20 protein-coding genes are annotated in these 18,855 nt (G+C 72.4%); 13 read left to right on the top strand and 7 right to left on the bottom strand.

Annotated elements, in window-relative coordinates; genetic code table 11:
• Positions 1–7: 7 nt before the first annotated feature.
• The 3 genes from EOT10_RS05220 (at position 8) to EOT10_RS05210 (ending at position 2,352) form a co-directional block, all read left to right on the top strand.
• Positions 8–796 (top strand): SDR family NAD(P)-dependent oxidoreductase, encoded by a 789-nt coding sequence (locus EOT10_RS05220; RefSeq protein WP_127826864.1) that lies wholly within the window; start codon positions 8–10, stop codon positions 794–796.
• A 126-nt stretch (positions 797–922) separates the two neighbouring features.
• The gene (locus tag EOT10_RS05215) at positions 923–2,011 is read left to right on the top strand and encodes an acyltransferase family protein (RefSeq protein ID WP_127826863.1); all 1,089 of its coding nucleotides are present in this window, start codon (positions 923–925) and stop codon (positions 2,009–2,011) included.
• 38 nt (positions 2,012–2,049) lie between these two features.
• Positions 2,050–2,352 carry a hypothetical protein gene (locus tag EOT10_RS05210; protein ID WP_127826862.1) on the top strand — a complete coding sequence of 101 codons (303 nt, stop codon included), beginning with the start codon at positions 2,050–2,052 and terminating at the stop codon, positions 2,350–2,352.
• On the opposite strand, the gene EOT10_RS05205 is transcribed toward EOT10_RS05210, so the two are convergent.
• Positions 2,333–3,028, bottom strand: a complete 696-nt coding sequence (locus tag EOT10_RS05205; RefSeq protein ID WP_127826861.1) for a DUF2470 domain-containing protein — start codon at positions 3,026–3,028, stop codon at positions 2,333–2,335. The genes EOT10_RS05210 and EOT10_RS05205 overlap by 20 nt on opposite strands.
• 145 nt (positions 3,029–3,173) lie before the next feature.
• Between EOT10_RS05205 and EOT10_RS05200 the strand changes: the two genes are divergently transcribed.
• Positions 3,174–3,458, top strand: a complete 285-nt coding sequence (locus EOT10_RS05200; protein WP_127826860.1) for a hypothetical protein — start codon at positions 3,174–3,176, stop codon at positions 3,456–3,458.
• Between the two features lie 62 nt (positions 3,459–3,520).
• On the opposite strand, the gene EOT10_RS05195 is transcribed toward EOT10_RS05200, so the two are convergent.
• Together EOT10_RS05195 and EOT10_RS05190 are read right to left on the bottom strand one after the other, a co-directional pair.
• Entirely contained in the window at positions 3,521–4,162 is a 642-nt protein-coding gene (locus tag EOT10_RS05195; RefSeq protein WP_127826859.1) for an MBL fold metallo-hydrolase, read from the bottom strand.
• Positions 4,162–5,247 carry an S-(hydroxymethyl)mycothiol dehydrogenase gene (locus EOT10_RS05190; protein WP_127826858.1) on the bottom strand — a complete coding sequence of 362 codons (1,086 nt, stop codon included), beginning with the start codon at positions 5,245–5,247 and terminating at the stop codon, positions 4,162–4,164. Before EOT10_RS05190 ends, EOT10_RS05195 begins: the two co-directional genes overlap by 1 nt.
• Before the next feature lie 85 nt (positions 5,248–5,332).
• Between EOT10_RS05190 and EOT10_RS05185 the strand changes: the two genes are divergently transcribed.
• From EOT10_RS05185 to EOT10_RS05175, 3 genes are all read left to right on the top strand, one after another.
• Positions 5,333–6,130 carry an ABC transporter permease gene (locus EOT10_RS05185; protein WP_127826857.1) on the top strand — a complete coding sequence of 266 codons (798 nt, stop codon included), beginning with the start codon at positions 5,333–5,335 and terminating at the stop codon, positions 6,128–6,130.
• Between the two features lie 10 nt (positions 6,131–6,140).
• Complete coding sequence (locus EOT10_RS05180) at positions 6,141–6,632, top strand: glutathione peroxidase (protein WP_127826856.1); 492 nt, start codon at positions 6,141–6,143, stop codon at positions 6,630–6,632.
• Positions 6,633–6,754: 122 nt separating this feature from the next.
• Positions 6,755–8,278, top strand: coding sequence for an MFS transporter (locus EOT10_RS05175; RefSeq protein ID WP_127826855.1), 1,524 nt, complete (start codon positions 6,755–6,757; stop codon positions 8,276–8,278).
• On the opposite strand, the gene EOT10_RS05170 is transcribed toward EOT10_RS05175, so the two are convergent.
• The 3 genes from EOT10_RS05170 to EOT10_RS43070 form a co-directional block, all read right to left on the bottom strand.
• On the bottom strand, positions 8,275–9,396 hold the full coding sequence (locus EOT10_RS05170; protein ID WP_127826854.1) for an LLM class flavin-dependent oxidoreductase: 1,122 nt from the start codon (positions 9,394–9,396) through the stop codon (positions 8,275–8,277). The genes EOT10_RS05175 and EOT10_RS05170 overlap by 4 nt on opposite strands.
• A 2-nt stretch (positions 9,397–9,398) precedes the next feature.
• Positions 9,399–9,959, bottom strand: a complete 561-nt coding sequence (gene ssuE / locus EOT10_RS05165) for an NADPH-dependent FMN reductase (protein ID WP_127826853.1) — start codon at positions 9,957–9,959, stop codon at positions 9,399–9,401.
• A gap of 171 nt (positions 9,960–10,130) precedes the next feature.
• On the bottom strand, positions 10,131–10,214 hold the full coding sequence (locus EOT10_RS43070; RefSeq protein WP_375991879.1) for a putative leader peptide: 84 nt from the start codon (positions 10,212–10,214) through the stop codon (positions 10,131–10,133).
• A gap of 211 nt (positions 10,215–10,425) precedes the next feature.
• Here EOT10_RS43070 and EOT10_RS05160 point away from each other — a divergent pair, with 211 nt between their 5' ends.
• The 5 genes from EOT10_RS05160 to EOT10_RS05140 all read left to right on the top strand — a co-directional run bounded on the left by EOT10_RS05160 (position 10,426) and on the right by EOT10_RS05140 (position 15,967).
• Positions 10,426–11,967, top strand: a complete 1,542-nt coding sequence (locus EOT10_RS05160; RefSeq protein ID WP_127826852.1) for an ATP-dependent DNA ligase — start codon at positions 10,426–10,428, stop codon at positions 11,965–11,967.
• A 143-nt stretch (positions 11,968–12,110) separates the two neighbouring features.
• Positions 12,111–12,596, top strand: coding sequence for a cation:proton antiporter regulatory subunit (locus tag EOT10_RS05155; protein ID WP_223280811.1), 486 nt, complete (start codon positions 12,111–12,113; stop codon positions 12,594–12,596).
• A gap of 4 nt (positions 12,597–12,600) precedes the next feature.
• Positions 12,601–13,896 carry a cation:proton antiporter gene (locus tag EOT10_RS05150; protein WP_223280810.1) on the top strand — a complete coding sequence of 432 codons (1,296 nt, stop codon included), beginning with the start codon at positions 12,601–12,603 and terminating at the stop codon, positions 13,894–13,896.
• Positions 13,897–14,016: 120 nt separating this feature from the next.
• Entirely contained in the window at positions 14,017–14,481 is a 465-nt protein-coding gene (locus tag EOT10_RS05145; RefSeq protein WP_127826850.1) for an NUDIX hydrolase, read from the top strand.
• A gap of 91 nt (positions 14,482–14,572) precedes the next feature.
• Positions 14,573–15,967, top strand: a complete 1,395-nt coding sequence (locus EOT10_RS05140; RefSeq protein WP_127826849.1) for an NADP-dependent succinic semialdehyde dehydrogenase — start codon at positions 14,573–14,575, stop codon at positions 15,965–15,967.
• A 90-nt stretch (positions 15,968–16,057) separates the two neighbouring features.
• Here EOT10_RS05140 and xylA read toward each other — a convergent pair whose 3' ends face one another.
• Positions 16,058–17,224 (bottom strand): xylose isomerase, encoded by a 1,167-nt coding sequence (gene xylA / locus EOT10_RS05135; RefSeq protein WP_127826848.1) that lies wholly within the window; start codon positions 17,222–17,224, stop codon positions 16,058–16,060.
• A gap of 121 nt (positions 17,225–17,345) precedes the next feature.
• On the opposite strand from xylA, the gene xylB reads away from it, so the two are divergent.
• Positions 17,346–18,788, top strand: a complete 1,443-nt coding sequence (xylB, locus tag EOT10_RS05130; protein WP_127826847.1) for a xylulokinase — start codon at positions 17,346–17,348, stop codon at positions 18,786–18,788.
• The last annotated feature ends 67 nt before the right edge of the window (positions 18,789–18,855 follow it).

The following is an 18,855-nucleotide window of genomic DNA, read 5'->3' as shown; positions in this document are numbered from 1 at the left end:
CAGCACCATGAGCACCACGAACACCCCGGCCGGCAGCGACTACGCGACGGAGTTCGCCGGCAGGACCGCCCTCGTCACCGGCTCCGCCTCCGGCATCGGCCTGGCCACGGCCCGCCGCCTCGGCCGCGGCGGCGCGCACGTCGTGATCGCCGACTACAACGCCGAGGGCGCGCAGAAGGCCGCCGTCGAGCTGAAGGCCGAGGGCATCACGGCCGCGGCCGTCGCCGTGGACGTCACGAGGCCCGAGTCGGTCGAGGCGGCCGTGAAGTTCTCCGTCGACACGTTCGGCGGCCTGGACCTGGCCGTCAACAACGCCGGCATCAGCGGCGCGAGCGCCCCCGTGGGCGAGTACGAGATCGATGTCTGGGACCGGGTCGTCCGGACGAACCTGGACGGCGTCTTCTACTCGATGCGGTACGAGATCCCCGCCATGGAGGCGGCCGGCAAGGGCGGCGCGATCGTGAACGTCGCGTCGATCCTCGGCTCGGTCGGCTTCGCCGGCGCCTCCGCGTACGTCGCCGCCAAGCACGGCGTCGTCGGCCTGACGAAGACCGCCGCGGCCGAGTACGCGGCGAAGGGCATCCGCGTGAACGCGGTCGGCCCCGGCTTCATCGACACCCCGCTCCTTCGGCAGATGGACCAGGAGGCGTACGACGCGCTGACGACGCTGCACCCGGCGGGCCGTCTCGGTCACGCCGAGGAGGTCGCCGAGCTGATCGCGTTCCTGCTCTCCGACCGTGCCTCGTTCGTGCACGGCAGCTACCACCTCGTGGACGGCGCCTACACCGCGCGCTGAGCCGGCCCCGGTGCATGACTCTCTCTTACCTCCTTCACACCCGCGGACGCGGGAAAGCTGTCATGGAACGGCTTCCATCGGGCAGGGCACCCAGGGTCATGCACCACGAAGGGCACGAGGGGAACGATGGAGAGCCGGCAAGGACCGGGCGGGCGGGGCGCACGGGACCCGTATTTCGACAACGCCAAATACCTGACGATCGTGCTCGTGGCGTGCGGGCACGCATGGGAGCCGCTGACGTACGGGAGCCGCGCCGTCACGGCCGTGTATCTCACTGTCTACGCCTTCCACATGCCCGCGTTCGCCCTCGTCTCCGGCTATTTCTCGCGGAGTTTCGACATGGCGCCGGGGCGTCTGCGCCGTCTCGTCGGCGGTGTGGTGGTGCCGTACGTGGTGTTCGAGGTGGCGTACACGCTGTTCTACCGGTGGGCGCAGGACGATCCGGGGTATCCGATCAGCCTGCTTGATCCCTGGTATCTGATGTGGTTCCTGGCCGCGCTGTTCATCTGGCGGCTCACCACGCCGCTGTGGCTGCAGCTGCGCCACCCGGTGCCGGTCGCCCTGGCGCTCGCGATGCTCATGTCGATCGCGCCGGAGGCCGGGGGTGACCTGGCGCTGCAGCGCGTGGTGGGTTTCCTGCCGTTCTTCGTGCTCGGCCTGACGCTGCGGCCCGAGCACTTCGAGCGGCTGCGGACGCGGCGGGCCCGGCTGTGGTCGCTACCCGTGGCGGCGGCGACGCTGGTCGCCGCCTACGTGGTGGCGCCGTGGTTCGACGCGGGGTGGTTCTACCACCGGGGCAGCGTCACCGGCCTCGGGGCGCCGGCGTGGGCCGGACTGATCACGACGCCGGCTCTGTTCGCGCTCGCCGTCGTCCTCAGCGCCTGCTTCCTCGCCTGGGTGCCGGGCCGCACGACGGTGTTCACGACGCTGGGCACGGGGACGCTGTACGCGTATCTGCTGCACGGCTTCCTGATCAAGTCGTCGCGTTTCTGGGGCTGGTACGACCATCCGTGGCTGCACACTCCGGCGGGTGAACTGGCGGTGACGGCCACGGCGGTCGGGGTCATCACGGTGCTCTGCACGTCCCCGGTGCGGCGGGTCTTCCGGTTCGTCGTGGAGCCGAACATCCCGTGGGCGTTCCGCCGTACGCAGCCGGCGCCGAAGGCCGAACCGCCGGTGAGCGAGGTCCCCGGCCGCTGCGTCCAGCGCCTCTAGCCTGGCGGGGTTTCGACCGGCCCGCTGAAAGGCACCTCGTGATCCGCACCCGCGTCCTCCACCGCTCCCGGCTGCTGCTGCCGGCGGCGCTGCTCCTCGCGTCCGTGCCCGTACTGGGCGGCACGGCGCACGCGGGCGGCACGTGTTTCGCCACGCATCCGGACGCCCCGATCTACGCGGGCGCCAATCCGTGGACGGACATCGTCGGTTATCTGGACCCGGGCACCCCGGTCAACGGCACGCGGCAGGGCGCGGACGAGCTGTGGCGGGTCTCGCGCACGGACAATGGCGCACCCCTCGGTTTCATGCGTCCCGGCGATCTCACCTGCGACGGCGGCTGACCGCCTGCGCGGAGGACAGGAGGGCGTGCATCCGCTCGTTCAGCTGCGCCAGGTCGTCGGCGGGCGTGTGGAAGGTGAGGCGTACGTCGGCCTGGCCACGGACGCGTTCGAGCCGGAGGGTGAGCCCGTGCCGGTCGACGGCCAGGGGCTGGACCCGGACGACGCCCTGCAGGCTGTCGGCGTCGACGAGGCGGGTGAGCTGTTCGACGGCTTCGGGGTGACAGTCGGCGAGATGGGTGAGCAGGCGGGGCTCGGCCGCGGTGAGGGGATCGGGGGCGGCCAGGGCGAGTTCGTCGAGTGCGATGCCGGTGCGTCCGGTGCGCGTCCACAGCACGGCGCGCACCGGCCTGAGGGCGAACTCCTCGCCGTCGGGCACGAGCGTCCCGGAGAGCCACAGGCGGGCGCGGATCCGGTCCCTGACCGGTACGGGGGACGCGTCCGCGAACTCGACGAGCGTGGTCGGCTCCCCGCGGGGCGCGCAGAGCACGGCGGCGGACAGGACGCTGTCGTCCGGGGCCTTGATCCGTACCTCACCGTCGTCGGTGACGCGGTGGGCTGCGACGAGATCCTCCCGCCCGACGTCCGTGGTCACCTCGCACGACCAGGCGGTGGACAGCACGGATCGCGCGTGTGCCGCCGCGGTGGGCACGGCGGTACTGATCTGTCGGACACCCATCCGAACCTCCTTAGGTAAGCCTTGCCTAAGTTATCGGAGATCGGCGAGCGAGGCCAGTGCGCGCGGCGCCCGTCCACTCCACGCGATCGGGCGGTGAATATGCCGTACGCCCACGCGTGGCGGCCCGGAGCGGCATCATGCCGCCATGGACGGTACTGCCCTTCTGCGGGACCTCTTCACGCCCGACGAGTTCGACGCGGTCCGCTCGCACGCGGACCACCTGGGCGTGACGGTGATCGAGTACGTACGTCAGACAGCCGCCGAACGCGCCCTGGAACGACTGCACTTGGCCCGGGCGATCGAGGCGCAGGACCTGCGCCTCGGCACACTGTCGATACCGCACGTCGAGCGCGGACGCCACGGAGAGGGACCGCCCGCGATGCGGCGGTTCCTGGACGCGCTGACGCATCCTCCGGAGAAGAGGAGCTGACGCCACACGGCACGGGCCGGGCGGCAGCGCTGAGGCTGCCGCCCGGCCCGGCCGGTCACGGCTCAGTGGCCGCGCGCGATCCACTCCTCGAGGTGGGGCGCCTCGGCCCCGATGGTCGTGCTGTCGCCGTGTCCGGTCCGCACGACGGTCTCCGCCGGCAGCGTGAGAAGCCGCTCCCTGATCGACTCGACGATGGTCGGGAAGTCGCTGAACGTCCGCCCGGTCGCCCCGGGACCGCCCGCGAAGAGCGTGTCGCCGGTGAAGACCGTGCCGAGCGTGGGAGCGTACAGGCTGACCGCGCCGTGGCAGTGGCCCGGCGTGTGAAGCACCGTCAACTCCACGCCCGCCACGGTCAGTTGCTGCCCGTCGGCCAGTTCACCGTCGGGCGCGCGGTCCGGGTGCTTTTGCTTCCACAGCTCCGTGTCGGCCGGGTGCAGGAGGATGGGCGCCCCGGTGCGCTCGGCGAGCGCGGGCGCCGCGTCGATGTGGTCGTCGTGGGCGTGGGTGCACACGATGGCGACGAGCCGCCGCTCCCCCAGGGCCTGCGCGATCGCGTCGGCGTCGTGCGCCGCGTCGATCACGATCGCCTCGCTGTCGTCCCCGACGATCCACACGTTGTTGTCGACGTCCCACGTGCCCCCGTCGAGCGAGAACGTGCCGGACGTGACGAGGTGTTCGACGCGGGCTTCGTGCGCGGCGGCCATCAGAACACCACCACCGAACGCAGCACGTCACCGTGGTGCATCCGCTCGAACGCCTTCTCCACGTCTTCCAGGGCGATCGTCTCGGTCACGAACGCGTCGAGGTCGAGCCTGCCCTGACGGTAGAGGTCGATCAGCATCGGGAAGTCGCGCGCCGGCAGACAGTCGCCGTACCAGGACGACTTGAGCGCCCCGCCGCGCCCGAACACGTCGATCAGGGGCAGTTCGAGCCGCATGTCGGGCGTGGGCACGCCCACGAGGACGACGGTTCCGGCGAGGTCGCGGGCGTAGAAGGCCTGCTTGTACGTCTCCGGGCGGCCGACCGCCTCGATGACGACGTCGGCGCCGAAGCCGCCGGTCAGCTCGCGGACGGCCTCGACCGGGTCCGTGGAGCGGGAGTTGACCGTGTGCGTGGCGCCGAGCTCCTTGGCCGTCGCTAGCTTCTTGTCGTCGATGTCGATGGCGATGATCTTGGAGACGCCGGCCAGGTGGGCGCCGGTGACGGCCGCCGCGCCGACACCGCCGCAGCCGATGACGGCGACGGAGTCGCCCCGGCCCACGTTGCCCGTGTTGATGGCGGCGCCGAGGCCCGCCATGACACCGCAGCCGAGGAGGCCCGCCGCGGCCGGCGACGCCTCCGGGTCGACCTTGGTGCACTGCCCGGCCGCGACGAGCGTCTTCTCCGCGAACGCGCCGATACCGAGCGCCGGGGACAGCTCCGTGCCGTCGAGCAGCGTCATCTTCTGCTTCGCGTTGTGCGTGTCGAAGCAGTACTGGGGGCGCCCGCGCAGACAGGCGCGGCACTGGCCGCACACGGCACGCCAGTTGAGGATGACGAAGTCGCCCGGGGCGACCTCGGTGACGTCGTCGCCGACCGCCTCGACGATTCCGGCGGCCTCGTGTCCGAGGAGGAACGGGAACTCGTCGTTGATGCCGCCCTCCCGGTAGTGCAGGTCGGTGTGACAGACCCCGCACGCCTGGATCTTGACCACGGCCTCCCCGGGCCCGGGATCCGGCACGACGATCGTCTCGATCCGCACCGGCTCACCCTTGGCCCGCGCGATCACGCCTCTCACCTGCTGCGCCATGACGATCAGCCCTCCACTCGCTTCGTTGCATCGTTCGATGCCATCTTCACAGACGGGTGGCCGTCAGGGGACCTAGGGTGACGAGGTGTGCGAACTCGCGGCCCAGGCGCTGCTTCCCGTCAACACGGCACTGGCCGTGGCCCTGTTCGTCCTTCTCGTGCTCGCCGCCGGGACGGCGGCCGCGTTCCGGCTCTCGCCCGACGAGTCGTTCGGGCGGGCCCGCGACATCGTCGTGGCGGGCGTGCGGGCCGCCGTCCAACTCGGCGTGGTGTCCCTCGCCATCGGCTGGGTGGTGCACTACACGGCGGCCCTGCTCGGCTTCCTGCTGGTCATGTTCTCGGTGGCCGCGCGTACGGCGGGGCGCCGCATCACGCAGAACCCCACGTGGGTGTGGGCGGCGCTGCCGGTGGCGGGCCCTGTCGTCCCGGTGGTGGCCGGTCTGGTCGCCACGGGCCTGCTCCCCTTCAAGGGCATCTCCCTGATCCCGGTGACCGGGATCCTGATCGGCGGGGCGCTGACGGCCACGGTCCTCGGCGGGCGACGGGCCCTCGACGAGCTGACGTCCCGCAGGGGCGAGGTCGAGGCCTGTCTCGCGCTCGGGTTCCTGGACCGTGACGCCCGCCTGGAGGTGGCCCGGCCGGCCGCGTCGGACGCGCTGCTCCCCGGTCTCGACCAGACCCGCACGGTCGGCCTTGTCACCCTGCCCGGCGCGTTCGTCGGCATGCTCCTCGGCGGCGCGTCCCCGGTCATGGCGGGCGCGGTCCAGCTGTTCGTCCTGATCGCGCTGATGGCGGTGCAGGCGATCGCGGTCGCGGTCACGGTGGAGCTGATCGCCCGCGGCAGACTGCACCGCGCTCCCCGGCCCGTCGCGTCCAGTGGCTAGCATCCAGGGCATGTCTGTCTACGAGAACGTCGAGATCTCCGCCCTCCAGGGCGGCCCCGCGAACCTCCCCCAGTACGAGGGCAAGGCCGTCCTCCTCGTCAACGTGGCCTCGAAGTGCGGCCTCACCCCGCAGTACGCGGCCCTGGAGGAGCTCCAGTCCCGCTACGCCGGACGCGGTTTCACCGTGCTCGGCGTCCCCTGCAACCAGTTCATGGGCCAGGAGCCCGGCAGCGCCGAGGAGATCGCCGAGTTCTGCTCCGCGACGTACGGCGTCACGTTCCCGATGACCGAGAAGATCGAGGTCAACGGCGACGACCGGCACCCTCTGTACGAGCGTCTCGTCACCGCGGCGGACGCCGAGGGCCACGACGGGGACATCCGCTGGAACTTCGAGAAGTTCGTGATCTCCCCCAAGGGTGAGGTCGTCGCCCGCTTCTCGCCCCAGGTGGTGCCGGACGCGCCCGAGCTGGTCGCCACGATCGAGGCCCATCTCCCCCAGTAGTTCTCACCTGTCACCTCATGTCCCGCTCCGCCCGCCGGCGTCGCCGCTGCCGGGCGGAGCGCGGTGACCGCGTCGGCGGCCATGCCTCGCGTCCCTTCCCCGCGTCCACGACAATGGCTGCGATGACGTCCGACACCGCCGAGTCCTCCTCCGGAATCCGGCTCTCCTCCGCCAGGGGCCGCTGGATTCTCGCCTGTGTCGTCCTGGCTTCCGGGATGGCGATGCTCGACGGCACGGTGGTCAACGTCGCCCTGCCGACGATCGGCCGCGACCTCGGCGCCTCCCTGTCGAGCCTGCAGTGGGTCGTGAACGCCTACATGCTCACCCTGTCCGCCCTGCTCCTGTGGGGTGGCGCGCTCGGTGACCGGATCGGACGGCGGCGCACGCTCGTCCTCGGCGTGGCCTGGTTCGCGGCCGCGTCCGCGCTGTGCGGGCTCGCCCCCGACCAGGGTGTGCTGATCGCCGCCCGCGCGTTGCAGGGCGTCGGCGGTGCGCTGCTGACGCCGGGTTCGCTGGCCCTCGTACGGTCCGCGTTCCATCCGGACGACCAGTCGCGTGCCGTGGGTGCCTGGTCGGGGCTCACCGGTGTGGCGGGGGCCCTGGGCCCGTTCCTCGGCGGGTATCTGATCGACGGCCCCGGGTGGCGGTGGATCTTCCTGATCAATGTGCCGCTCGCCGCCGTCGTGCTACTGATCGCGGTGCGGCACGTCCCGGAGAGCCGCGACGCGGCGGTCGCCGGGAGCCGCTTCGACATGGCGGGGGCCGCGCTCGCCGCGCTGTGCCTGGTGGGGGTGAGTTACGCGCTCATCGGGTCGTCCGGCGGCGCGTCCGTCGTGTCGACGGTGCTGCCCGCGGTGCTCGGTGTCGCCGCGGGTGTCGTGTTCGTCGTCGTGGAACACCGGCGCGCGGAGCCGATGCTGCCGCTCTCCCTGTTCCGCTCACGCCTGTTCAGCGCCACCAACGCGATGACGCTGTGTCTGTACGCGGGGATCGGCGGCATCCTGTTCCTGCTGCCGGTGCAGCTCCAGATCGCGCTCGGTTACAGCGCCCTGGAGGCGGGCATGGCGACGCTGCCGATCACCCTCCTGATGCTGCTCCTGTCCCCGCGGGCGGGCGATCTCGCGCGCCGCGTGGGACCGACACTGCCCCTCGTGACCGGACCGCTGATCGCGGCGGCCGGTGTGCTCCTGATGCTGCGGATCGAGCCAGGCGCGTCGTACGCGGCCGACGTGCTGCCCGCGGTGGCCGTCCTTGGCCTCGGGATGAGCGTGTTCGTCGCGCCGCTGACGGCCACGGTCCTGGCGTCGGTCGAACCGGCCCGCGCCGGGCTCGCCAGCGGCGTGAACAACACGGCGGCCCGGATCGCGCAGCTCCTCGTGGTGGCGGCGCTGCCGCTCGCGGTCGGCCTGTCCGGTGACGCGTACACGCTTCCCGGCGCGGTGAACACGTCGTTCCACCGGGCGGCCCTCGGCTGTGCCCTGCTGTTCGCGCTGGGTTCGGCGACGGCCACCCTGTTCATCCGTCCGGCGGCCGTCCGCCCGCGCCTGGAGGAGGCGCCGAAGCCGCAGTGCCGCTCCCATCTGGGCGTGGCGGCCCCGGCCCTTGAGCCCGCCCCGCAGGAGCGGGACCGCGCGACCGACGGCTAGCGGAAAGCGGGCGCGTCCCGGTGCGGGTGTGCCCACAGGCCGCGCGCCCGCAGCCGGGGCAGGACGCCCTCCCCGAACCAGTACGCCTCCTCCAGGTGCGGGTACCCGGAGAGCACGAACTCGTCGATGCCGATGCGGTGGTACTCCTCCACGCGGTCGGCGACCTCGTCGTGGCTGCCGACGAGCGCGGTGCCCGCGCCACCGCGGACGAGGCCGATCCCGGCCCACAGGTTGGGATGGATCTCCAGGCCGTCGGCGCTGCCGCCGTGCAGGGCGAGCATGCGCTTCTGGCCCTCGGACTCGCTGCGCGCGAGCCCCTCCTGGACGGATCTGACGGTGGCGGGGTCGAAGCCCGCGAGGAGGCGGTCGGCCTCCGCCCAGGCCTGCTCCGCGGTGTCGCGGGTGATGACGTGCAGCCGGATCCCGAACCGGACGGTGCGGCCCTCCTTCTCGGCGAGGCCACGGATCCAGGCGATCTTCTCTGCCACCTGTGCGGGCGGTTCGCCCCAGGTGAGGTAGACGTCGCTGTGCCGCGCCGCGATCTCGCCCGCGACGGGTGAGGAGCCGCCGAAGTAGATCTCGGGGACCGGGTCGGGGAGCCGGGCGAGGCGGGCGTCCTGCACCTGGAGGTGTTCGCCGGCCAGGTCGACGGTGTCGCCGGCCCACAACCCCCTGACGATCTCCAGGAATTCGCCGGTGCGCGCGTACCGGGCGTCCTTGTCGAGGAAGTCCCCGTAGGCGCGCTGCTCGCGACTCTCGCCGCCCGTGACGACGTTCAGCAGGAGCCTGCCGCCGGTCTGGCGCTGGTACGTGGACGCCATCTGCGCGGCGAGGGTCGGCGCGACGGAGCCGGGGCGGAACGCGACGAGGAACTTCAGCCGTTCGGTCTGCTGGCTGAGCATGGCGGTGGTCAGCCACGCGTCCTCGCACCACGCGCCGGTGGGGGTGAGCGCGCCGACGAAGCCCAGGTCCTCGGCGGCGCGGGCGATCTGCGTGAGATAGCCGATGGTCGGGGGCCGGTCGCCGCCCGCCGCGGTCACGGGGGCGCCGTGGCCGCCGCCGACGACGTGACGGCTGTCGCCGTTGGTGGGCAGGAACCAGTGGAAGGTGAGGGACATGGTCAGCTCACCGCCGCGAGCACCGGCGCGCCGGTGCGGTCGAGGGCGGCGGAGAACTGGTCGACGACGCGGCCCAGGGCCTCCGCCGAGCCGGGCGCGACGCTGACGCTGCCGTCATGGGCGACGCTGATGTCCTTGTCGAGGGTGAACCAGCCCTGGACTATGTGGTCGGCGCCCATGGAATTGAGGACGGGCCGCAGCGCGTAGTCGAGGGCGAGGACATGCGCGGTGGAGCCGCCGGTGGCGAGCGGCAGCACGGTCTTGCCGTCGAGTCCGTACTGCGGCAGCAGGTCGAGCAGGGCCTTGAGCAGTCCGGAGTACGCGGCCTTGTAGATGGGCGTCGCGACGATCACTCCGTCGGCCCGGGCGAGGAGTCCGGTGGCCTCGACGATGGCCGGGTGGGCGAAATCGGCGCCGAGCAGCGCCTCGGCGGGCAGCGTACGGACGTCGAGGGGCAGGACGACGTGGCCCTGCGCCTCGAGGCGGGCGTCGAGTGTGCGCAGCAGCCGTGCCGTACGGGAGGTGGCGGACGGGCTTCCGGAAATGGACAGGACGGTGGCCATGGCGGACCCTTCGGGGCGGAATTCGGCATGCCGGGACGAGGAATTGCGGGCATGGCGAATTCACGGAGCGGTGGTGCGGGAATCCGGGCGGGAAAGATGCGGCCCGGTGGAATGACGGCGGCGGCGGGGGTCACCGGGAGGGTGGCTCCGGCGCCGGGGCGCGGGGAAACGTCAGCGTGCGCGACAACAGAACGAGCTGGAGACACGCGCGAGGTCGACATGGCGTCGCCGCGTGAGGTCCAGTCTCGTGTTCATGCCATGGATCCAAGCAGGGGCAGGTCGGACCAGTCAAGAATGCCCGGGCCCGGTCTCGCATCGCGGAACGCAATTCCGAAGAGAGGACTGCGCGTGACGAAATGCCGGTGTGAATTCGTGGGCTACGGGACCGGCGCTCACGCGCCCGGAAATCGCGCCGGAACGGCCACATTCGTGTGCGCCGTGACGCGAGCCGGTGCACGATGACTCCATGCTGTTCTCCCGGCTCGCGCAGGTGTCCCAGGAGGTCGCGGCGGCCTCGGCCAGGTCCCGGAAGATCGCGCTGCTCGCCGAGCTCTTCGGGGCGGCGGATGCGGACGACGTACCGGTCGTCATCCCCTACCTCGCGGGGCGGCTGCCCCAGGGACGCCTCGGCATCGGGTGGCGGGTGCTCAGCGAGCGCGTCGCGCCCGCCGCGCAGCCGCGCCTCACGGTCCAGGACGTCGACGCGTCGCTGACCGCGATCGGTGACGTCGCCGGCGCCGGGTCCCAGGCCGAACGCACCCGCCTCGTTGGAGAGTTGATGGGGGCGGCGACCGAGGGCGAGCAGCGCTTCCTGTTCGGTCTGCTCACCGGTGAGGTGCGCCAGGGAGCGCTCGACGCGGTGGCGCTCGAGGGCCTCGCGCAGGCCACCGGGGCCCCGGCGGCGGAGGTGCGGCGCGCGGTGATGCTGACGGGGTCGCTGCAGGTGGTGGCACAGGCCCTGCTGGCCGACGGTCCCGGTGCGCTGGGTGAGTTCCGGCTGACCGTCGGGCGCCCGGTGTTCCCGATGCTGGCGCACAGCGCGTCCTCGACCGGGGAGGCCGTGGACAAGCTCGGGGCGTGCGCGGTGGAGGAGAAGCTGGACGGCATCCGCGTACAGGTGCACCGCGACGGCGGCACCGTCCGCGTCTACACGCGCACGCTCGACGACATCACCGACCGGCTGCCCGAGGTCATCGCCGCGGCCGCCGGGCTCGACGGGGAGCGCTTCATCCTCGACGGAGAGGTCATCGCGCTCGACCGGGACGGCCGGCCGCGTCCGTTCCAGGAGATCGCGGGCCGCGTTGGCTCCCGGGTGGACGTGGCGACGGCCGCCGGGAGCGTTCCCGTGACGCCGGTGTTCTTCGACGCGCTGTACGCGGACGGGGACGAGCTGCTCGATCTGCCGTTCGCCGAGCGCCACGCGCGGCTCGCCCGGCTCGTGCCGGAGGCGATGCGGGTGCGCCGCGTCGTCGTACCCGGCGGGGCCGACGAGACGGCCCGGGCGAGCGCGGACGCGTTCTTCGCCGACACCCTGCGCCGGGGCCACGAAGGCGTCGTCGTCAAGGCGCTCGACGCCCCGTACAGCGCGGGCCGGCGCGGTGCGTCCTGGCTGAAGGTGAAGCCCGTACACACGCTTGACCTGGTGGTTCTGGCGGCCGAGTGGGGGCACGGGCGGCGCACGGGCAAGCTCTCGAACCTGCACCTCGGCGCGCGTGGGCCGGACGGCTCGTTCGCGATGCTGGGCAAGACCTTCAAGGGGCTCACCGACGCGCTGCTCATCTGGCAGACGGAGCGGCTGCGGGAACTGGCCGTGAGTGACGACGGGCATGTCGTCCGGGTGCGGCCCGAGCTCGTGGTGGAGATCGCCTACGACGGTCTGCAGAAGTCGACCCGCTACCCGGCCGGCGTCACGCTCCGCTTCGCGCGCGTCGTGCGGTACCGCGAGGACAAGACGGCCGCGGAGGCGGACACGGTCGAGACGGTGCTCGCCGCGCACCCGGCGCCGTAAGAACGAGGCCGGCGCGACCAGACCGTTTCTTTGCCAAATCTTGGGACCGATAGGGTGACACCCGGAGCCTGAAGATGCAGGCGCCACGCATCACCCAGTTTCACGCACGGACAACAAGATCAAGCACGGACAAGGGGAGAGCTGTGCCCGCTTCACGTCTGAGCCGCACACCACTGCCGGGGATCGGCTTCCGGTACGACCTGACCACACGCGACCGACGCCAGGTGTCGGTGGTCGCGCACCTGGACGGCGGGCGCACCCTGAGCGCCTACCGGTCCGACGACCCGGACGCCTGTGACCTGTCGCTGAAGCTGACGTCCGGTGAGGCGGCCGCGCTGATCGACGCGCTGATGCCGTCCCACCACAGTCCGAACCTGCTGCACACCACCGATCTGGGCCTGGTCGCCGAGCGCGTCGAGATCGCCGCGACCTCGCACTGGAACGGCCGGCTGCTCGGCGAGACGCAGCTGCGGACCGAGACCGGCGCCTCGATCGTGGCCGTCCTGCGGCGCGCCGAGGCGATCCCGTCGCCGACCCCCGGCTTCCGCCTTGCCGGCGGGGACACCGTGATCGTCATCGGCACCCGCGAGGGCGTGGAAGCGGCGGCGACGATACTCGGCAGGGAGTGATCGGATGCATTCCGCGGTGTTCCTCATCGAGTTCGGGGCGATCATCCTCGCGCTCGGCCTGCTCGGCAGACTCGCCGGCCGGCTCCGGTTCTCGCCCATCCCCCTCTACCTGCTCGCCGGGCTCGCCTTCGGCGAGGGCGGGCTGCTCCCGCTGGGCGCGAGCGAGGAGTTCGTGGCCATCGGCGCCGAGATCGGCGTCATCCTGCTCCTGCTGATGCTGGGCCTGGAGTACACGGCCAGCGACCTCGTCAGCAACCTCAAGACGCAGTACACGGCGGGGCTCGTCGACTGCGCGTTCAACGCGCTGCCCGGCGCCGCCGCCGCGCTCCTCATGGGCTGGGGCCCGGTCGCCGCCGTCGTCCTCGCGGGCGTCACCTGGATCTCGTCGTCGGGTGTGATCGCCAAGGTGCTCGGCGACCTCGGCCGGGTCGGCAACCGGGAGACCCCGGTGATCCTCAGCATCCTGGTCCTCGAAGACCTCGCGATGGCGGTCTATCTGCCGATCATCACGGCGCTGCTCGCCGGGGTCGGCTGGGCGGCGGGCGGCCTCACCCTGGCCATCGCGCTCGGGGCGGCGGGCCTCGTCCTGTTCGTCGCCGTGCGCTACGGCCGGCTCATCTCACGGTTCGTGTCCCACGACGACCCGGAGAAACTGCTCCTGGTCGTGCTCGGTCTGACCATCCTGGTCGCCGGGATCGCGCAGCAGCTCCAGGTGTCCGCCGCGGTCGGCGCGTTCCTGGTCGGCATCGCTCTGTCCGGCGAGGCCGCCGAGGGCGCCCACTCGCTGCTGCTGCCGCTGCGCGACCTGTTCGCCGCCGTGTTCTTCGTCTTCTTCGGCCTGCACACCGACCCCGCGAGCATTCCCCCGGTGCTGCTGCCGGCGCTCGCCCTCGCGGTCGTCACGGCCTGCACGAAGATCGCGACCGGTTACTGGGCGGCGCGGCGGGCGAAGATCTCCGTCAAGGGCCGCTGGCGCGCGGGCGGCGCGCTCGTGGCGCGCGGCGAGTTCTCCATCGTCATCGCGGGCCTGGCGGTCACGGCCGGGATCGAGCCGCGGCTCGGCCCGCTGGCCACGGCGTACGTCCTGATCCTCGTGATCGTCGGCCCGCTCACGGCCCGCTACACGGAACCCGTGGCCCTGTGGGTCTCGCGGCGTCGGCACCGCGCAGACGTCTCCGCCGAACGCGCGGTGGTCGTCCCCGCACCCCGGGACCCGCACGAGGCGGACTCGCATGAGGCGGACTCGCACGAGGCGGAGCCGCACGGCACGTCCGGGCGGGCGTCGAACTCCTCGCCGTGATCCCGCCACCCGCCCGGGCGTCGGCCATCCCGGTCGTCGCCCCGGCGGGTGCCCCGGAGGGCGCGCCGTCCGCGGGTGACGCGCCGACACTGGTCCCATGGCGGACAAGAATCTCGTCCCATGACGTACAAGAAGCGGAGTGCGGGACTGCTCCTGTTCCGGCGTACGGACAGCGGCCCCGAGGTGCTGCTCGGGCACATGGGCGGCCCGTTCTGGGAACGGCGCGAGGCCGGGGCCTGGACCGTGCCCAAGGGCGAGTACGAGGACGACGAGGGGCCGTGGGAGGCGGCGCGCCGGGAGTTCCGGGAGGAGCTGGGCCTCGCGCCGCCCGACGGTACGCCGGTGCCGCTCGGTGACACCGTGCAGTCCGGCGGCAAGCACGTCACCGTGTGGGCCGTGGAGGGTGACCTGGACCCGGACGACGTCGTACCCGGCACCTTCACCATGGAGTGGCCGCGGGGCTCCGGACGCACGGCGGAGTTCCCCGAGCTCGACCGGGTGGCGTGGCTCGGGCTCGACGCGGCGCGCGGCATGGTGGTCAAGGCCCAGACCGTCTTCCTCGACCGGCTCGCCGAGCACGTCTGACGTCCGCGCCGCCGGGTACCCGGTGCGTGCCGCGTTGCGCGGTGCCACGCGGCGCGGGAAGGTCGAAGAACCGCGCAGAGGAGGTCGACCCATGCCCATCGCGACGGTCAATCCGGCGAACGGCGAGACACTCAAGCTCTACGACGCCCTGACCGACGAGGAGATCGAGCGCAGGCTCGCCCTCGCCGCCGGCACGTTCCGCACGTACCGCACCAGCACCTTCTTCGAACGGGCGCGGCTGCTCCAGGCGGCCGCGGATCTGCTCGACGCGGACCGTGACGACATCGCGCGCGTCATGACGACCGAGATGGGCAAGCCCCTGATGGCGGCCCGTGCCGAGGCCGCGAAGTGCGCGAAGGCGATGCGCTGGTACGCGCAGCACGCTCAGGAGCTGCTCGCCGACGAGCACCCGTCCGCACCGGACGTGGAGGACTCCGGCGCCTCGAGTGTCCATGTCCGCTACCGCCCGCTGGGCGTCGTCCTCGCCGTGATGCCGTGGAACTTCCCGCTGTGGCAGGTCGTACGGTTCGCCGCGCCGGCTCTGATGGCGGGGAACGTGGGCCTGCTCAAGCACGCGTCGAACGTGCCGCAGACCGCGCTCTACCTGGAGGACCTGTTCCGCAGGGCCGGGTTCCCCGAGGGCTGCTTCCAGACGCTGCTCGTAGGAGCCGGCGCGGTCGAGGGCATCCTGCGGGACAAGCGGGTGGCGGCGGCGACGCTGACGGGCAGCGAGCCGGCGGGGCGTTCCGTCGCGTCGATCGCGAGCGACGAGGTCAAGAAGACCGTCCTCGAACTGGGCGGCAGCGACCCGTTCGTCGTGATGCCGTCGGCCGACGTGGCGAAGGCCGCGCAGGTCGCGGTGACCGCGCGTACGCAGAACAACGGACAGTCCTGCATCGCGGCGAAGCGGTTCATCGTGCACACGGACGTCTACGACGAGTTCGCCCGGCTGTTCGCCTCCGGCATGCGGGCCCTGCGGGTCGGGGACCCGATGGACGAGGACACCGACGTCGGGCCGCTCGCCAGCGAGCAGGGCCGCACCGACCTGGAGGAGCTCGTCGACGACGCGGTGGAGTGCGGCGCCACGGTCATGTGCGGCGGACAGCGGCCCGAGGCGTACGCGAAGAGTGGCTGGTTCTACGAGCCGACCGTGCTCGCCGACATCACGGAGGACATGCGGATCCACCGCGAGGAGACCTTCGGGCCGGTCGCGACGCTGTACCGGGTCGGCGACCTGGACGAGGCGGTGGCCCTCGCCAACGACACGCCGTTCGGGCTGAGTTCCAACGTGTGGACGCACGACGCGGCGGAGATCGACCGGTTCGCCCGCGACATCGAGGCGGGCGGCGTCTACGTGAACGGCATGACGGCCTCGCACCCGGCGTTCCCGTTCGGCGGCGCCAAGCGCTCCGGCTACGGGCGTGAGCTGGCGGCCCACGGCATCCGCGAGTTCTGCAACATCACCACGGTGTGGGTGGGCGCGTAGGACGTGACGTGCCCGTCATGGTTCGGCCCCCGCACAGAAGTTGGCGGGGGCCGAACCGTGCGCCACGCGCGCGTGGGCGGCGCGTTCTGTTCAGCCGCGCGCGGCCAGGAGATGGTCCATCGCGAGCTGGTCGAGGCGTTCGAAGGCCATGCCGCGGGCCGCGGCGGCTTCCACGTCGAAGTCCTCGAAGGCGCCCTCGTCGGCCAGCAGGGCGGACAGGCCGTCGGCGGCCGTCGGCTGGGCCAACTCGTCGAGCCTGGACGCCCGCAGCGCCTCCTGGACCTCCGGATCGGCCCTGAACTCGGCGGCCCGCTCGCGCAGGATCAGGTAGTTGCGCATGCACCCCTCGGCCGACGCCCACACTCCCGCGTAGTCCTCCGTGCGCGGCGGCTTGAAGTCGAAGTGGCGCGGCCCTTCGTAGCCGGCGCTCTCCAGGAGGTCGACCAGCCAGAACGCCGAACGCAGGTCGCCCGCGCCGAAGCGCAGGTCCTGGTCGTACTTGATGCCGGTCTGGCCATTGAGGTCGATGTGGAAGAGCTTGCCCGACCACAGGGCCTGGGCGATGCCGTGCGGGAAGTTCAGTCCCGCCATCTGCTCGTGCCCCACCTCGGGGTTCACGCCGTACATCTCGGGCCGCTCCAGGCGCTCGATGAACGCGAGGGCGTGACCGACGGTGGGCAGGAGGATGTCGCCGCGGGGCTCGTTCGGCTTCGGCTCGATGGCGAACCGCAGGTCGTAGCCCTGCCCGACCACGTACTCGCCGAGCAGGTCGAACGCCTCCTTCATGCGGTCGAGGGCGGCCCGCACGTCCTTGGCGGCGCCCGACTCTGCGCCCTCGCGGCCGCCCCAGGCGACATACGTCCTCGCGCCCAGCTCGACGGCGAGGTCGATGTTGCGGAGGGTCTTGCGCAGGGCGTACCGGCGCACGTCACGGTCGTTCGCGGTGAACGCGCCGTCCTTGAAGACGGGGTGCGTGAAGAGGTTCGTCGTGGCCATCGGGACGATGAGGCCGGTGGCGTCGAGGGCCTGCCGGAAGCGCTTGACGTGGGACTCGCGCTCGGTGTCGGAGGCCCCGAACGGGATCAGGTCGTCGTCGTGGAACGTCACTCCGTAGGCGCCGAGGTCGGCGAGGCGCCGCACGGACTCGGCCGGGTCGAGCGCGGCCCGGGTGGCGTCGCCGAACGGGTCGCGCCCCTGCCAGCCGACGGTCCACAGGCCGAAGCTGAACTTGTCGTCGGGGGTGGGTCGGTACGTCATGTCGCGGCTCCCTCACCGGTCACCTCGGTGGCCGGTCACAGCTATTTCGTCATGGCCGTTTACAAATTAGTATGCGGGCACGCCGCTGGGAAGAGGCCGGGTTTCGGGAACGGGAGAACCGATGTCATCAGCCGATGGACCACTCGTCGTCGGGGTGGACAGCTCCACACAGTCCACCAAGGTCCTGGTCGTCGACGCCGCGACGGGCGCGGTCATGGCGAGCGGGCATGCGCCCCACACGGTCAGCGCGGGACCGGGCCGTGAGAGCGACCCCGAGCAGTGGTGGACGGCCCTGTGCGAGGCGCTGCGCCAGTGCGGCGACGCGGCACGCCGCGCCTCGGCCGTGTCGGTCGGCGGTCAGCAGCACGGCCTGGTCACCCTGGACGCGCACGGGCGCCCGGTGCGCCCCGCGCTGCTCTGGAACGATGTGCGGTCGGCGCCCCAGGCACGGCGTCTCGTCGACGAGCTGGGCGGCCCGAAGGTGTGGGCCGAGCGCGTGGGCAGCGTGCCCGGAGCCTCGTTCACCGTCGCCAAGTGGGCCTGGCTGACCGAGCACGAGCCGGACGCCGCCCGCGCCACCGCGGCCGTACGGCTGCCGCACGACTACCTCACCCAGCGGCTGACCGGCGACGGCACGACGGACCGCGGCGACGTCTCCGGCACGGGATGGTGGGCGTCGGCCACGGAGTCGTACGACGCGGACATCCTCGCGCGCGTGGGGCTCGATCCGGCACTGCTGCCCCGGGTCGTGCGCCCCGGCGAGGTGGCCGGCACGGTGCACGGGTCGGGGGCTGAACTGCCGTTCTCCAAGGGCACGTTGGTGGCCGCCGGCACCGGTGACAACGCGGCGGCCGCCCTCGGGCTCGGACTGCGCCCCGGCACCCCGGTCCTCAGCCTCGGCACCTCCGGCACGGTGTACACGGTGTCGCGGCGCCGCCCCGCGGACCCGACCGGCACCGTCGCGGGGTTCGCCGACGCGCGCGGCGACTGGCTCCCGCTCGCCTGCACCCTGAACTGCACCCAGGCCGTCGACCGCCTTGCCGCGCTGCTCGGCCTCGACCGCGAGGCCGTGGAACCCGGCGGCGGCATCACGCTGCTGCCGTACCTGGACGGTGAGCGCACCCCCGACCTGCCGCACGCCTCGGGGCTGTTGCACGGGCTGCGGCACGACACCACGGGAGGCCAGCTCCTGCAGGCCGCCTACGACGGCGCGGTCCACGCCCTCCTGGGCGCGCTCGACCTCGTCCTCGACACCGACGCCGACCTGTCGGTGCCGCTGCTGCTCATCGGGGGCGGTGCGCGCGGAGGTGCCTGGCAGCGGACCGTGCGGCGGCTCTCGGGCCGCGCGGTGCAGGTGCCCGAGGCCCGCGAACTGGTCGCGCTCGGCGCCGCGGCACAGGCCGCGGGCCTGCTGACCGGGGAGGATCCGGCGGCGGTCGCGCGACGTTGGGGAACGGCGCGGGGGCCGGTCCTGGAGCCCGTGGAGCGGGACGCCGCGACGCTGGCGCGGATCTCCGGGGTACTCTCCGACGCGGCCCCGCTCCTGGACAGGGGCCCGCGCTGACGGCCCGCCGACCACCGCAGCGTCGCCGACCGAGGATCCAGGAAAGCCGACGGCCCCGCACGCCGGC

Source organism: Streptomyces antnestii (genome assembly GCF_004005495.1).
Taxonomy (GTDB): domain Bacteria; phylum Actinomycetota; class Actinomycetes; order Streptomycetales; family Streptomycetaceae; genus Streptomyces; species Streptomyces antnestii.
Note: the sequence above shows the minus strand (reverse complement) of the source record. Positions and strands in the feature narration are given on the sequence as shown.

Bases quoted from the DNA above. Each gene is read 5' to 3' on its own strand.
- EOT10_RS05220 (WP_127826864.1), top strand. From the start codon at position 8: ATGAGCACCACGAACACCCCGGCCGGCAGCGACTACGCGACGGAGTTC.
- EOT10_RS05215 (WP_127826863.1), top strand. From the start codon at position 923: ATGGAGAGCCGGCAAGGACCGGGCGGGCGGGGCGCACGGGACCCGTAT.
- EOT10_RS05205 (WP_127826861.1), bottom strand. From the start codon at position 3,028: ATGGGTGTCCGACAGATCAGTACCGCCGTGCCCACCGCGGCGGCACAC.
- EOT10_RS05200 (WP_127826860.1), top strand. From the start codon at position 3,174: ATGGACGGTACTGCCCTTCTGCGGGACCTCTTCACGCCCGACGAGTTC.
- EOT10_RS05195 (WP_127826859.1), bottom strand. From the start codon at position 4,162: ATGGCCGCCGCGCACGAAGCCCGCGTCGAACACCTCGTCACGTCCGGC.
- EOT10_RS05190 (WP_127826858.1), bottom strand. From the start codon at position 5,247: ATGGCGCAGCAGGTGAGAGGCGTGATCGCGCGGGCCAAGGGTGAGCCG.
- EOT10_RS05180 (WP_127826856.1), top strand. From the start codon at position 6,141: ATGTCTGTCTACGAGAACGTCGAGATCTCCGCCCTCCAGGGCGGCCCC.
- EOT10_RS05175 (WP_127826855.1), top strand. From the start codon at position 6,755: ATGACGTCCGACACCGCCGAGTCCTCCTCCGGAATCCGGCTCTCCTCC.
- EOT10_RS05170 (WP_127826854.1), bottom strand. From the start codon at position 9,396: ATGTCCCTCACCTTCCACTGGTTCCTGCCCACCAACGGCGACAGCCGT.
- ssuE (WP_127826853.1), bottom strand. From the start codon at position 9,959: ATGGCCACCGTCCTGTCCATTTCCGGAAGCCCGTCCGCCACCTCCCGT.
- EOT10_RS43070 (WP_375991879.1), bottom strand. From the start codon at position 10,214: ATGAACACGAGACTGGACCTCACGCGGCGACGCCATGTCGACCTCGCG.
- EOT10_RS05160 (WP_127826852.1), top strand. From the start codon at position 10,426: ATGCTGTTCTCCCGGCTCGCGCAGGTGTCCCAGGAGGTCGCGGCGGCC.
- EOT10_RS05150 (WP_223280810.1), top strand. From the start codon at position 12,601: ATGCATTCCGCGGTGTTCCTCATCGAGTTCGGGGCGATCATCCTCGCG.
- EOT10_RS05145 (WP_127826850.1), top strand. From the start codon at position 14,017: ATGACGTACAAGAAGCGGAGTGCGGGACTGCTCCTGTTCCGGCGTACG.
- EOT10_RS05140 (WP_127826849.1), top strand. From the start codon at position 14,573: ATGCCCATCGCGACGGTCAATCCGGCGAACGGCGAGACACTCAAGCTC.
- xylA (WP_127826848.1), bottom strand. From the start codon at position 17,224: ATGACGTACCGACCCACCCCCGACGACAAGTTCAGCTTCGGCCTGTGG.
- xylB (WP_127826847.1), top strand. From the start codon at position 17,346: ATGTCATCAGCCGATGGACCACTCGTCGTCGGGGTGGACAGCTCCACA.